Source organism: Methanobacterium bryantii (genome assembly GCF_002287175.1).
GTDB lineage: Archaea > Methanobacteriota > Methanobacteria > Methanobacteriales > Methanobacteriaceae > Methanobacterium_D > Methanobacterium_D bryantii.
This window is the reverse complement of record NZ_LMVM01000012.1, coordinates 330,527-343,678: the sequence shown is the minus strand read 5'-3', so window position 1 is coordinate 343,678 and position 13,152 is coordinate 330,527. Positions and strand designations below refer to the sequence as shown.

Sequence of the window (13,152 nt, the reverse complement as noted above, 5' to 3'; positions counted from 1 at the left end):
TCTATTACATGTAAATTGGAAATGAATTTTCATTAATTTAAATCAGTTTTATCGGAGGATTATCACTTGTTATACAGAAATTTCGGAAAAACAGGTAAAAAAGTTTCAATACTTGGTTTTGGATGCATGAGACTTCCAATACTTGATGATAAACCAGAAAAAATAAATGAACCACTGGCAACAGAAATGCTCCATTACGCCATAGAACACGGTGTAAATTATGTTGATACAGCTTATCCTTACCACAAAGGTATGAGCGAAATCGCAGTTGGAAATGCCCTGAAAGACGGTTACAGGGATCATGTGTATCTTTCCACCAAATTACCCAGCTGGCTTGTTCAAAAGAAGGAAGACTTTGACAGCTTTCTGGATGAACAGCTCAAAAAACTACAAACCGACAGGATAGATTTCTATCTCCTGCACGGTCTCCACAGGAATTTTTGGGAAAAGCTGCTGAATCTAAATGTTTTCGAATTCCTGGACTCTGCAGTTGAAGACGGCAGAATAGGCCATGTTGGCTTTTCATTCCACGATGAACTTGAATTTTTTAAGGAAGTTGTGGACTCTTACAAATGGGATTTTTCCCAGATCCAGTACAACTACATCGATCAGGAGTTCCAGGCAGGAAAGGTAGGACTTAACTATGCAGCAGACAAAATGGGGACTGTAATAATGGAACCGCTTAGAGGGAGCTGCCTTACAGACAACATCCCGTTAGATATTCGGGCAATATGGGATAAATCCCCAGTTAAAAGAAGCCTTGCAGAATGGGCTCTGCTCTTTTTATGGGACCAGCCAGAAGTTGATGTGGTTTTAAGCGGCATGAGTAAAATGGAACATGTTGTAGACAATATAAATATTGCAGAAAAGGGCCACGCCAATGTTCTTACAGATGATGAAAGAAATCTAATTGAAGAAGTTAGAGAAGCTTACAGTGCAAGAATGCATGCTGGCTGCACAAGCTGTAATTACTGCATGCCTTGTCCTCAAGGAGTGGATATTCCATTGAACTTGAATCTATTAAACGACACTTACATCTATAAGAACATGCAAAAACCGTCTGGAAACTATTCATTCTTAATAGCCAAAGGAATGAGTGCTTCATTTTGTAATCAGTGCGGTGCATGCGAAGAAACATGTACACAAAACCTCCCGATAAGAGAATACCTTAAAGAAACAGTTGAAACTTTCGAGAAATGATTAAAAAATATCCCTATCATCCTACCTTAATTTTAACTCCTATAACCTTTGAGAAATGATTAAAAAATATCCTTATCATCCTATCTTTTAATTTTAACTCCTATAACCTTTGAGAAATGATTAAAAAATATCCGTTATCTCTCTATCTTTTAACTTTGGCGCGGTATTATAAAATTATAATAAAACCAAATTCCAAATAATTAAAGTAATTCGTTTTTAGGAGGACTACTTTTGTTATACAGAACTTTTGGAAAAACAGGCCAAAAAGTTTCAATACTCGGTTTTGGATGCATGAGACTTCCAATAATCGGCGGCAACCCTGAAAGAATAAATGAGCCGCTGGCAACAGAAATGCTCCATTACGCCATAGAACACGGTGTGAATTATATTGACACTGCTTACCCTTATCACGGCCTTGATGCAACTCAAGGAGGCAGAAGTGAAATATTTGTTGGAAATGTTCTAAAAGAAGGTTACAGGGATCAGGTATATCTTTCCACTAAATTACCCAGTTGGAATATCGAGAAAAAAGAAGATTTCAATTATTACCTCGATATGCAGCTTAAAAGGCTGCAAACTGACAGCATAGATTTTTATCTTTTACACGGTCTTGGTAATAATACATGGTCAAACTTAAAAGAACTTGAGGTACTTGAATTTCTGGACTCTGCACTTGAAGACGGCAGGATAAAGTACGCTGGTTTTTCATACCATGATGAAGTTGAACTTTTTAAGGAAATTGTAGACTCTTACAACTGGAGTTTCGCCCTGATTCAGTACAACTACATGGATGAAAACTTTCAAGCTGGTAAAGATGGACTTGATTACATAGCCAGCAGAGATATTGGCGCGGCAATCATGGAACCGCTCAGGGGAGGCTGCCTTACAAACAACATTCCTCCAGATGTACAGGCAATATGGGATAAATCCACTGTTAAAAGAAGCCCCACAGAATGGGCTCTGCGCTTTTTATGGGATCAAGGAGAAGTGAATGTGGTTTTAAGCGGCATGAGTAAAATGGAACAGGTTGTAGAAAACATCAGGATTGCAGATGAAGGCAAAGCCAATAGTCTCACCAGTGAAGATATAAATCTAATTCAAGAAGCTAAAGATACTTACACTGAACGAATTCATGTAAGCTGCACCCGTTGCAACTACTGTATGCCCTGCCCTAATGGAGTCGATATTCCTGCAAACCTGAACCTGCTAAACGATCTGTACATCTATCAGAACATGGAAAAACCATCTGGAAGTTACAGATTCTTGAAGGCCAAAGATGTAGATGCATCTGCTTGTGATGACTGCAGCGAATGTGAAAAAAAATGCACACAGGATATTCCAATAAGGAAGTACCTTAAAGAAGTGGTTGAGACTTTTGAGAAAGGATAAAATATTAAAACAGATGTTAATGACATAAAATAAATTTGAGGATTAATATGACTGACAGCTATTATATTGACCTTGAAAAGTATCCATTAAATAAATTTAAGCAGGAACTAACAGAATCAGACCTTCTTCCAAGCAGGAGAATATTAAAAGAGCAAATTGATAATAGATTTAAAATTTTAGAAAGTAAAGGAATTAAAAATCTTAATGATCTATTAATCTCACTGAAAACTCCCAAAAAAGCCAAAGAATTTGCGGATAAATCAAGTTTGCCTCAAGATTATATTTTAATTTTAAGAAGAGAAGTAAACAGTTATCTGCCAAAACCCGTGAATCTTGAAAAGTTTCCAGGCATTGAAAAAGATACTTTAAGCAAATTAAACAATATGGGCATTAAAAATACTGCCCACTTATTTAAAATAATTAAAACTCCTGATGAGAGAGTCAAGTTAGCTGCCGAAACTAAGATAAATCCAGAAGAAATAGTAAAATTAACCAAATTAACTGATTTGTCACGGGTTAAATGGATTGGTCCAGTTTTTGCACGTATGTTTTTAGATTCTAGAACGGATACTGTAGAAAAACTATCAAAAGCAGATGCAAAAACTCTTTATAGAAAACTTATTGAAATTAATGAGGAAAAAGGATATACAAAGGGCAGATTTATCGAAAGCGACGTTGAACTCTGCATTAAAGTTTCTAAAATGGTTCCAAAGGCAATATACTACTGAAACAATCTATTATTACTCTTTAAAATGGAATAATAACTGATTATTCAAACTTAAGCATAATTCCACCAATTCGTGGAGCTAAAAAGTTGTAAATCACTGCAATTAAAGCAAAAATAAGGAAATAGCCTAAAAAATAACTTAGCCCATTTAATACAATGATTGTAATGTCATTTATTATGTTTCCAACACTTGGATTTCCAGTTACAGCAAGGGATAACAAAGTTATAAGTCCCATAATGACCCCGAATGCACCAAATACAGCTCCTGAAAGCGGTGCTGCAGCAGCTACAACTGGCAAAGATTTTATTTCGTGCAGATTTCCTGAAATTACTTCAATATCCAACTGCATTTTGATAAATTTTGTGGCTATGTAATTGTAAAATATTGCAAATAACCCATTGCTAACAAGCCCATATGCAAAGGTTACAAGTGGTAATCCAATTATCAAAATTAATGCCAGTGTAGCTCCATTTGTTCCTAAAGCAGTGCCAATTAGGAGAGTTGATCCACTAATATCGATACTCCTCTCAATAGCGCTGGCTACAAAATTAATTAACATAATTATAATGTTTGTAAACGGTATAATTGCCGCTGCCAAAAACAAACCCACAATAAACAGCCATATTGTTTCAATGCTCGCTATAATTAGAGAAAATGCTTTTACAGGTATTTCTGTTATTTCATTGTTATCCAACCTTAATTTTATACCACATAATCTGGAGGTTATCCTGTTATAAAGCAGTCCGCTGAAAAAACTTACTGCCATGATCAGGAAATATGCAGTTATTGGGAGGATAACAACTGATGCTATACCCATACCATCTATAATATCACCAAATGTACCTAAATGGGGTATAAAAGTTGTTACAATCCTAGATATGATTAAAATTATCACAGAGTAAATGAATACCAAAATTGCAGCTGTTGAAGATGCTATTCGTGTAAAAGAAATTAATTCAATAGATTTAATTTCTTTGATATTTGCTATTTTTTCACCTCGTTCTATTCAATTTATTATAATTATAGTCGTTTTGTTTAATATATTTTCTTATTTCAAGCCATTAAACAGATTTAAAAGTAAAAATAAGCATTTAAAACTATTCAAAGTTAGCAAAATAATATAAGTACATGAAAACCCTCCAATAAATTTATATAATAGTTAGTTAGATAAAACTATTTACTCAAGAGGATGAAATATATGACTTATGAACTTGAACTGGTAGAGGCAGTTGATAAATTAACCGAACTGATGGGAAACTTCCAGAATCAGATCTTAAGCGGTGATTTAAAAAGTTTCACCCTGCGCCAATTGTATTACATTGAATTAATCAACAAGCATGAAAATATAAGCGTGTCTGAGATAGCAAAGATGCTGGACGTCAAGAAATCTACAGTTTCTATAGCTATTAACCAGTTAATAGATCGAGGCATCGTGACTAAAATTCAATCAAATGAAGATAAACGATTTTATTTCCTCGGGTTAACACCAAAAGGCGAAAATATAATTAAAATACACATGCAAGTTCACAAAAATGCAATTAAAAAGATTTTGGATGTTTTAAATGAAGATGAAGTTGAGAACTTCATTAAAATCATAGGTAAAATTACTGCATCGGGACTGTAATTTTTTTTCAAGATATAGTTAGTTTCGCAAAACTAATTAGAAATTAATTAAATAGTAAAGGAGGTTATTATGGAACAAATAGATAAAAACCGCTTTCACCTGCAGAAAATGGCAGTTAACTATGATAAAATGTGCCAGCTAATGGTACCAGGATATGATTTCCTGCAGAACGCCGTTATAGACATCTTAAAATTTGAAAACATGGAAAAAATAGTCCTTTTAGATTTAGGAGCTGGAAGCGGCATTTTAATTGAAAAAGTACTGAAAGAGTTTCCAGATTCAACCTGCTACTATATAGATTCCTCTGATGAGTTCATGTCTGTTGCAAAGGAAAAGTTACAGAAATACAAAGATAGAGTGAATTATATCAAGTCGGATTTTTGCAGAAACTGGGAATCAGAAATTACCGTAAAACCTACCGTAATTACATCCATGTCTGCAATTCACCACCTTCAAACTGAAAATAAAAAGAAATTGTACCAGAAATGTTATGATGTGCTGGAAGAAGGCGGCTGGTTTTTTAATATCGATGAAATGAAAACCGTAACTGAAGATGCATACCTAAAAAACCTTTATTATTGGGTTCATCATGCTAAAGAACAAAAATATATAGTTTCTGATGATTTATCCAGCCCTTATGAAGCATGGATGGAAAAATTCAGCAACTGGAAAAAAAGAAATTTAGATAACGCCCATCTTCCTAAACAGGAAGGAAATGACATTCATGAGCCTTTTTTAGCTCAATTAGACTGCTTAAAAGAGATAGGTTTTACTGAAACTGATATATTCTCTAAGCACCTGTTATGGTGTTTAATAGGCGGTAAAAAATCATTTTAAAGTTGTCAATAACAGGAGGAATAATTATGTCTATGACAATAGCAGAAAAAATATTTGCAAAGGCTTCCGGTAAAAAAGAGGTCGAGGCTGGAGATGTAGTCATGGCCAACATCGATGTTGCAATGACCCACGACCTTACAGGCCCTCTATCTGTGGAAGCTTTTGAGAAGATAGGAGTTCCTAAAGTATGGGATCCTGAGAAAATTGTAATTCTTTTTGACCATCAAGTACCCGCAGACTCGCTTGATGCAGTCACAAACCATATGATAATGAGAAAATTCGTAAAAGAACAGGGAATAACCAATTTTTACGATGTCAGAGAAGGTGTGTGTCACCAGGTTCTCCCAGAAAAAGGACATGTAGTTCCTGGAGAAATTGTAGTTGGAACTGATTCCCACACCTGTACACACGGAGCCTTAGGAGCTTTTGCAACAGGTATAGGTTCAACCGACATGTCAATGGTTTTTGCAACAGGAAAACTGTGGTTTAAAGTGCCAGAAACAATCAAATTCAACATAGAAGGAACACTCCCAGAACACACCTATGCAAAAGATGTGGTACTCAACATAATAGGTCAGATTGGTGCTGATGGTGCAACATATAAAGCATGTCAGTTTGCAGGTGAAACAACAAGTAACATGTCAGTTTCAGATAGGATGGTTATGTGTAACATGGCTATTGAGATGGGCGGTAAAACAGGGCTCGTTGAGCCAGATCAAAAAACAGTAAACTACCTTAAAAACCATACTAATAAATCTTACAATATAATCAAAGGAGATGATGACGCTGCATCCCTTGAGATTATGGACATAGATGTCAGCGAACTTGAACCACAGATTGCATGCCCACACAATGTGGATAATGTTCACGGTATCTCTGAAGTTGAAGGGACACCTATAGACCAGGTTTTCCTCGGCTCATGTACTAATGGGCGAATTCAGGATCTTAGAGACGCTGCAAAGATTCTTAAAGGAAATAAGGTTTCAAACAGCATCCGGATGCTTGTGATCCCAGCTTCACGTGAAGTTTACACCAAAGCGCTTAACGAAGGGTTAATGAACATTTTCGTAGACTCGGGAGCACTTGTTTGCAACCCGTGCTGCGGACCATGCCTCGGTGGACACGTAGGGCTCATCGGACCCGGAGAAGTCAGCCTCTCAACATCAAACAGGAACTTTAAAGGAAGACAGGGCAGCAGCGAAGGTGAAGTTTACCTGAGTTCTGCAGCAGTTGCAGCAGCATCTGCAATCACCGGAAAAATCGAAGATCCGAGGAATCTATAAAAAAAGGTGGTTATTATGAAAGGAAGAGCATGGAAATTTGGAAATGATATAGATACAGATCTGATTCTCCCTGGAAGATATCTTGTTTTAAGATGTGAATCAGACCTTGCACAGCATTTAATGGAAGGAGCAGACCCAGAATTCCCCAAAAAAGTAAAAAAAGGAGATATAATTGTTGGAGGTAAGAATTTCGGCTGCGGCTCATCAAGAGAGCATGCACCTATCGCAATGAAAGGCGCAGGTATCTCTGCAGTAGTTGCAGAATCATTCGCAAGAATATTCTATCGAAACGCCATAAACCTTGGTATACCACTTATAGAAATAAAAGACATCTCCAAACATGTTTCGCAAGGAGATGAACTTGAAATAGATATGGAGAAGGGAATTCTAAAGAATTTAACCACTGGAGAAGAATTCACCATCAAAGGATTACCTGGATTCATGCGTAATATACTGGATAAAGGAGGGCTTATCCCCTACTTAAAAGAAGAAATTGCTAAAGGTGAATTATAGTAAATCCTTCTTAACTATTTATTTTTTTTAAACAACAACAAATTAGGGATTATTCCCTACTTAAAAAGAAATTGCTAAATATGAATTATAATAAATCAAAATACCTTTAACTTTCTTATTTTTTTCAAAAACTAACAAATGAAGGTTTATTCCCTACTTAAGAATAAATTACTAATTATATTAAATTCTTTTAAACTCTTTTTTCAAAAACTTTTTATTTTCTAGTGCATCCCATAATTAACATGGATTCAAAAATTATCAGACAAACCGAGAAATTTGTGCAGAGTAAATTACAGGGCGAAAGTTCTGGACATGACTGGTGGCATGTTTACCGTGTTTGGAAAAATTCAGTCTATATCGCTGAAGAAGAAAATGCTGATCTGTTGGTGACCCAGCTTGCAGCTTTACTCCACGACATAGCAGACTGGAAGTTCCACGGCGGAAATGAAAATATTGGTCTCCATGTTGCACGAGAATGGCTTGAAAAGTTGAATGTTGAAAAGGATATAATTTCACATATAATTGAGATTATTAAAGATATATCTTTTAAGGGCGCTGGAGTTAAAACACCCATGAAAACCATTGAAGGGATGATTGTCCAGGATGCAGATAGACTAGATGCTATTGGAGCTATTGGTATAGGGAGAGCATTCGCTTATGGTGGCTATAAAGGGCGCGAAATGTATAATCCTGATATTAAACCTGTAATGCATGAATCATTCAAGCAGTACAAAAACAATAAGGGGCCTACTATAAATCATTTTTATGAAAAATTACTGCTTTTAAAGGATTTAATGAATACTGAAACTGCCAGAGAGATTGCAGAAAATAGACATAAATTTATGGAACAATTTCTAGATAGATTCCTTGAAGAATGGGAAGAACATGATAATATAGAAAAGTAAATAATATAATTATTGGAAAACTCTGGAGATTAAAATGGACTGAACAAGTACAGTCTCTAAAAAACAGCTGTATATGACCCGAAAATTAAGCATTAAACTTAATTGAAACATTAAAATAATTAATTAACTTGAATTGATGTAATTTAAAGGTAATATTTAATATGACGCCATCAAAAATCTATAATTCAAAATTTAATATAACTGCAAATGCCAGCACAGTGGTTCTATAAAAAATATTACATCTTAGAGGAGTTAAATGGATAAATTCATGCAAGCAGCGATGGAAGAAGCAAAAAAAGGATTATCTGAAGGAGGCATTCCCATTGGTTCTGTTCTTGTCCATAAAGGCAAAATAATAGGTCAAGGACATAACAGGCGCGTGCAAAATGGAAGCACAATACTTCACGGAGAAATGGACGCGCTAGAGAATGGTGGGCGCCATAGTGGGGTTTTTTACAGTGAGTGTGTTCTTTATACCACATTATCACCATGTCCAATGTGTTCTGGAGCTATTTTGCTTTACGGTATTCCAAAAGTGATAATAGGAGAGAATAAGAACTTCATGGGTGAAGAAGAACTACTTAGATCCAGGGGAGTTAATGTAAAAGTTATTCAAGATCCATCATGTATTAAAATGATGTCAGACTTCATTGAAACACGTCCAAAATTATGGAATGAAGATATAGGTTTATAAAATCATCATATTCAAAATATACTTATAATTTTGTGTAAAATTATAAATTTAAGGCGGTTAAATGGCTGATTGGCTCTTAAAATTTAAATATGATCCCATTAAATCACTTCTTGGATCAAAAAATGATGCAGTAATTTATTTTACTACGCGAGATTTATTAGAAGAAGAAGTAGAACCCATAAATAATTTATGGGAGTTAGCAGAAGTCCAGAAAATACTTAAAAAGCAGCAGTTAGATGGATCATGGCAACCTAAAACTAAAAAAAATAATTCTGGAGTTAAATATCCTTTAATTGAAACATGGAAGCAGTTTAGATATTTGATCCAACAATACGAAATGAACAATAGCCATCCTGCAATTAGAAAAGCTTCAGAATATTTATTTTCATGCCAAACAGATGAAGGAGATATCAGAGGAATACTCGCAAACCAGTATGCCCCATACTATACTGGAGCAATAATGTACCTGCTAATAAAAGCAGGTTATGAAAATGACTTCCGGATAGAAAAAGGATTTAAATGGCTTCTTGATATGAGACAAAATGACGGCGGATGGGTAATTGGAAGTCCTGGAATGATTGGCACTGATCTTTCGCGGTTGGAGATCAATGATTTAACTTCAAATATAAATAGAGAATCTATGAAAGCCTTTGATAAATCAAAACCATTTTCAGCGGCAGGTACTGGAATGGTCTTAAGGGCATTTTCAGTCCACAGTGATTATAAACATTCTAAACTCACATTAAAAGCTGCTGAACTTTTAAAATCAAAGTTCTTTAAAAAAGATAACTGGACATCATACCAGCACCCAGATAATTGGGTGAGGTTTCAGTTTCCTTTCTGGTGGACCAATGTGATATCTGCACTTGATTCTATTTCATTAATCGGACTTCCCGAAGAAGATCCAGATATTAAAAACGCTTTAAACTGGATTGAATGTCATCAAGAAAATGACGGCTTGTGGAAAGTATCTTACTCAAAAATCCATAAATCTCCAGATAACAAAAGACTATTTGAAACTCGTCTATGGCTTACTTTAACAGTCTGTAGAATTTTTAAGAGATTTTATAAATAGTGGTAACATGATAAGAGAAGCAACTTTAGATGACACAGAATCAATTGTAGATTTATGGGAAGAACTGATGAATTTTCATATCCAAAAAAGCAGCATATATGATATTAAACCAGATGCCCAGCAAATTTACGAATTTTATCTTAAAAAAATCCTTAAAAGTCATGAAAGTATAGTTCTAGTCTGCGAAATTGAAAATAACATTGTAGGTTATTTAATGGCTGAAGAATCGCAGCTTCCACCTGTTTATAAAGAAGACAAGATAGGAACCATAGTAGAAATATGCATAACCGAAAAGCATCGAAATAAAGGAATTGGAGAAGAATTAGTGACACAAATAGAAAAATGGTTTATAACTAAAGATATTTACACAATTGAATGTGTAATTTCAGATTTTAATGAAATATCAAAAGGTTTCTGGTTTAAAAACAAGTATAAACCTTATAATTTGATATGTCTTAAGAAAATAAGCTGAATAAAGTTTTTAAAAAATTTCTATTAACATCATTAGATATGAATATAATTATTTCTGAACGATTTCTAATTAATGATTTCAGATGTTTATATTGAAAAATATAGTCTTTAAACCTGTTTTAATATTATTTTATATCACATCTCCCTTTTGATTGTCTTTAGAAATTTTCTAAAATAATGATTCAGATTATACTCGTATACCTTGAGAATCATAGATAAGGAGGTTTATAACCCACGGAGACGGATTTTGATTCTCATAAAAAAATAAGTAGTGATTACCCACCCTCCCACAAGCATAATCTGAAGCTGGTTAATTTTAGGATATCATCTATTTACTCCCATTATCAACGAAATTACCGTCACTCATATGAAGAATTTCATCTGCAAAATCTGACGATGCCTGATTATGGGTAACAACAACAATGCTTACTCCTTCATTTTGATTCAGATCTTTGAGGACCTGCATTATGGAGTCTGCATTTTTAGTGTCAAGTTCTCCTGTCGGTTCATCAGCTAAAATAATTGATGGATCATTTATAAGAGCTCTGGCTATTGCAACACGCTGCTGCTCTCCACCTGAAAGCTGCCCTGGGTATTTATTAGATTTTGAGCCCAATCCCATTCTGTTTAAAAGGTCTATAGCTTTCTTTGTATCCTCTTTTATCATAGGGAGCATGACATTTTCAAGGACTGTAAGCTGTGACATCAGGTTAAAACGCTGAAATATAAAACCAATTTCATTTCTTCGAAGTCTAGCCTGCTCTTTAACTGATAATTTCTTGGCCTCTTTCCCATTAATTTTAATTACACCGCTTGAAGGCATGTCTAATATTCCGGCCACGTGCAAAAATGTGGATTTGCCGGATCCAGACGGCCCCATGACTGCTGTAAAGGAACCTTTCTCCAGAGCCATGTTTAAACCAGCTAAAGCATTTATCAATTCATCTCCCATGGTATAAGTTTTCCAAACATTATTAAATTCAAGTACTGCATTATTCATGTCTAAGAGCCTCCACAACATTTAATTTTGAAGCACGCATTGCCGGATATAAACCTGCCAGGATACATAAGAGAGTAGATCCTACAATTACCCCTCCAATTAACCACACAGGCATCATTTGAGGTATATAATCTGTAAAGTCAAGCATATTTGCAAATACTACTATACCTATAATACCAAGAATGACTCCTAAAATTGCCCCTAAGAACCCTAAAAGACCGGATTCAAAGAGTATACTTCCTTTTAGTTCCCAGTTTGTAAATCCAATTGCTTTTAAAACTCCTAATTCTCTTGTTCTCTCCATGACACTCATCATCATGGTATTTACTACACTTATGATTCCCACAACCAGAGCTATACATGCAATAATTCCTATAAACAAGAGTGCCTGGCTGGTTTGCTTCTGAATTTCAGCAACTTTTTCTGATTTAGTTAAAACAGAGACACCATCTACCTGATTTTCTATTTCATCAACTGTGGCATTTGGGCTTACATGTGATCTAGCGTAGATAGCGCTTACTTTATTACCAGTGACTTTTTGTGCTATATCCTGGTTTAAGTAGACATAAATCGCCTGTTCTTCTTTAGATATTCCAGTGATGGTTAACTGCTGATCTTTGGCTTTTATTTTATCCCCAATACCAAGGCCAAATTTATCTGCAGTAGCTTTATTAATTACCACTCCCTGCGTTCCATTTATTAATTTAACCTGTCTCCAGTCATTTACCCCTTCGAAGTTTACTCTAGTTCCATTGATATTTTCCGAAAAGATGGTTACTTCCCTCAACCCATAGAGGTCCGACATTTTCTCTACCTTCGAAACCGTTTGAGAATCCATTAAATAAGTTCCACTACTTGATGCAGGGGCTATTACCACATCGTACATATATTGGTCTGTCTGCTCCTGGACTGCCGAAGTTGCTCCTGCAGTTATTCCAAGGAGTACAACAATTGTTGCAGCTCCAATAATTATCCCCAGAGCGGTTAATGCGCTCCTAAGCTTTTTTCTGCGAATATTATTAAACGCCAATTTATAAAGATCCATTTTCTTCAGCCTCTAAAATTTTCTATTTTGGGTTTGAAAATTCTCAATCAAAGCTCGCAAAAACTACATTTTTGCGGCCCAAAACCATAGGTTTTGAGGAATTGAAAATTTCTTCAACCTCAATCAATAATTGTATTTAAAAATGACAACGTGTTTTACTATTAAACCATTTTATTCTGACTTTTTAACTTATTACGGTACAATTAAGGCTAAAAAGTTTATTTAGTAAAACACTGCCTATTAATATACTTATATAAACCATTAAAAGTACTTTTTCCAATATTAACCCAACATTAAGCCTTCTTTTCCACTAATTTGCCCCAAAATTCCATCCAGATTACACCCAAATCTTAAAATTCAGCAGGATATGTTTAAAAAAATAGAAAAA

Annotated in this window: 14 protein-coding genes; 11 read left to right on the top strand and 3 right to left on the bottom strand. The window is 35.0% G+C overall.

The annotated features are described in order from the left end of the window. Nucleotides 1–66: 66 nt before the first annotated feature. The 3 genes from ASJ80_RS07115 (at nucleotide 67) to ASJ80_RS07105 (ending at nucleotide 3,317) form a co-directional block, all read left to right on the top strand. Entirely contained in the window at nucleotides 67–1,200 is a 1,134-nt protein-coding gene (locus ASJ80_RS07115) for an aldo/keto reductase (RefSeq protein ID WP_069584270.1), read from the top strand. 231 nt (nucleotides 1,201–1,431) lie between these two features. Beyond that, nucleotides 1,432–2,589: an aldo/keto reductase gene (locus ASJ80_RS07110; protein ID WP_069584271.1), complete on the top strand. Its 1,158-nt coding sequence runs from the start codon at nucleotides 1,432–1,434 to the stop codon at nucleotides 2,587–2,589. Nucleotides 2,590–2,636: 47 nt separating this feature from the next. Further along, nucleotides 2,637–3,317: a DUF4332 domain-containing protein gene (locus ASJ80_RS07105; RefSeq protein ID WP_069584272.1), complete on the top strand. Its 681-nt coding sequence runs from the start codon at nucleotides 2,637–2,639 to the stop codon at nucleotides 3,315–3,317. Between the two features lie 40 nt (nucleotides 3,318–3,357). Here the strand turns inward: ASJ80_RS07105 and ASJ80_RS07100 are convergent, their stop codons facing one another. Further along, nucleotides 3,358–4,230 (bottom strand): hypothetical protein, encoded by an 873-nt coding sequence (locus ASJ80_RS07100; protein WP_083241000.1) that lies wholly within the window; start codon nucleotides 4,228–4,230, stop codon nucleotides 3,358–3,360. Nucleotides 4,231–4,515: 285 nt separating this feature from the next. Here ASJ80_RS07100 and ASJ80_RS07090 point away from each other — a divergent pair, with 285 nt between their 5' ends. The 8 genes from ASJ80_RS07090 (at nucleotide 4,516) to ASJ80_RS07055 (ending at nucleotide 10,720) form a co-directional block, all read left to right on the top strand. Next, nucleotides 4,516–4,941 carry a MarR family winged helix-turn-helix transcriptional regulator gene (locus tag ASJ80_RS07090; protein ID WP_069584275.1) on the top strand — a complete coding sequence of 142 codons (426 nt, stop codon included), beginning with the start codon at nucleotides 4,516–4,518 and terminating at the stop codon, nucleotides 4,939–4,941. A 69-nt stretch (nucleotides 4,942–5,010) separates the two neighbouring features. Further along, the gene (locus ASJ80_RS07085; RefSeq protein ID WP_069584276.1) at nucleotides 5,011–5,778 is read left to right on the top strand and encodes a class I SAM-dependent methyltransferase; all 768 of its coding nucleotides are present in this window, start codon (nucleotides 5,011–5,013) and stop codon (nucleotides 5,776–5,778) included. A 26-nt stretch (nucleotides 5,779–5,804) separates the two neighbouring features. Further along, nucleotides 5,805–7,061: a homoaconitase large subunit gene (gene hacA, locus ASJ80_RS07080; RefSeq protein ID WP_069584277.1), complete on the top strand. Its 1,257-nt coding sequence runs from the start codon at nucleotides 5,805–5,807 to the stop codon at nucleotides 7,059–7,061. A gap of 15 nt (nucleotides 7,062–7,076) precedes the next feature. Beyond that, on the top strand, nucleotides 7,077–7,574 hold the full coding sequence (locus ASJ80_RS07075; protein ID WP_069584278.1) for a 3-isopropylmalate dehydratase small subunit: 498 nt from the start codon (nucleotides 7,077–7,079) through the stop codon (nucleotides 7,572–7,574). 242 nt (nucleotides 7,575–7,816) lie between these two features. Beyond that, a complete protein-coding gene (locus tag ASJ80_RS07070) occupies nucleotides 7,817–8,479 on the top strand; it encodes an HD domain-containing protein (protein ID WP_069584279.1) in 663 nt (220 codons plus the stop codon). A gap of 256 nt (nucleotides 8,480–8,735) precedes the next feature. Next, nucleotides 8,736–9,173, top strand: a complete 438-nt coding sequence (locus tag ASJ80_RS07065; RefSeq protein ID WP_069584280.1) for a nucleoside deaminase — start codon at nucleotides 8,736–8,738, stop codon at nucleotides 9,171–9,173. Nucleotides 9,174–9,234: 61 nt separating this feature from the next. Then, nucleotides 9,235–10,248: a prenyltransferase/squalene oxidase repeat-containing protein gene (locus ASJ80_RS07060; protein ID WP_069584281.1), complete on the top strand. Its 1,014-nt coding sequence runs from the start codon at nucleotides 9,235–9,237 to the stop codon at nucleotides 10,246–10,248. Nucleotides 10,249–10,255: 7 nt separating this feature from the next. Beyond that, complete coding sequence (locus ASJ80_RS07055) at nucleotides 10,256–10,720, top strand: GNAT family N-acetyltransferase (RefSeq protein ID WP_069584282.1); 465 nt, start codon at nucleotides 10,256–10,258, stop codon at nucleotides 10,718–10,720. 327 nt (nucleotides 10,721–11,047) lie between these two features. On the opposite strand, the gene ASJ80_RS07050 is transcribed toward ASJ80_RS07055, so the two are convergent. Then, a complete protein-coding gene (locus ASJ80_RS07050; RefSeq protein WP_069584283.1) occupies nucleotides 11,048–11,719 on the bottom strand; it encodes an ABC transporter ATP-binding protein in 672 nt (223 codons plus the stop codon). Then, nucleotides 11,712–12,764: an ABC transporter permease gene (locus tag ASJ80_RS07045; protein ID WP_069584284.1), complete on the bottom strand. Its 1,053-nt coding sequence runs from the start codon at nucleotides 12,762–12,764 to the stop codon at nucleotides 11,712–11,714. The genes ASJ80_RS07050 and ASJ80_RS07045 overlap by 8 nt, the downstream gene beginning before the upstream one ends. Nucleotides 12,765–13,152: the final 388 nt, after the last annotated feature.

Bases quoted from the DNA above. Each gene is read 5' to 3' on its own strand.
- ASJ80_RS07105 (WP_069584272.1), top strand. From the start codon at position 2,637: ATGACTGACAGCTATTATATTGACCTTGAAAAGTATCCATTAAATAAA.
- ASJ80_RS07090 (WP_069584275.1), top strand. From the start codon at position 4,516: ATGACTTATGAACTTGAACTGGTAGAGGCAGTTGATAAATTAACCGAA.
- ASJ80_RS07085 (WP_069584276.1), top strand. From the start codon at position 5,011: ATGGAACAAATAGATAAAAACCGCTTTCACCTGCAGAAAATGGCAGTT.
- hacA (WP_069584277.1), top strand. From the start codon at position 5,805: ATGTCTATGACAATAGCAGAAAAAATATTTGCAAAGGCTTCCGGTAAA.
- ASJ80_RS07075 (WP_069584278.1), top strand. From the start codon at position 7,077: ATGAAAGGAAGAGCATGGAAATTTGGAAATGATATAGATACAGATCTG.
- ASJ80_RS07070 (WP_069584279.1), top strand. From the start codon at position 7,817: ATGGATTCAAAAATTATCAGACAAACCGAGAAATTTGTGCAGAGTAAA.
- ASJ80_RS07065 (WP_069584280.1), top strand. From the start codon at position 8,736: ATGGATAAATTCATGCAAGCAGCGATGGAAGAAGCAAAAAAAGGATTA.
- ASJ80_RS07060 (WP_069584281.1), top strand. From the start codon at position 9,235: ATGGCTGATTGGCTCTTAAAATTTAAATATGATCCCATTAAATCACTT.
- ASJ80_RS07055 (WP_069584282.1), top strand. From the start codon at position 10,256: ATGATAAGAGAAGCAACTTTAGATGACACAGAATCAATTGTAGATTTA.
- ASJ80_RS07050 (WP_069584283.1), bottom strand. From the start codon at position 11,719: ATGAATAATGCAGTACTTGAATTTAATAATGTTTGGAAAACTTATACC.
- ASJ80_RS07045 (WP_069584284.1), bottom strand. From the start codon at position 12,764: ATGGATCTTTATAAATTGGCGTTTAATAATATTCGCAGAAAAAAGCTT.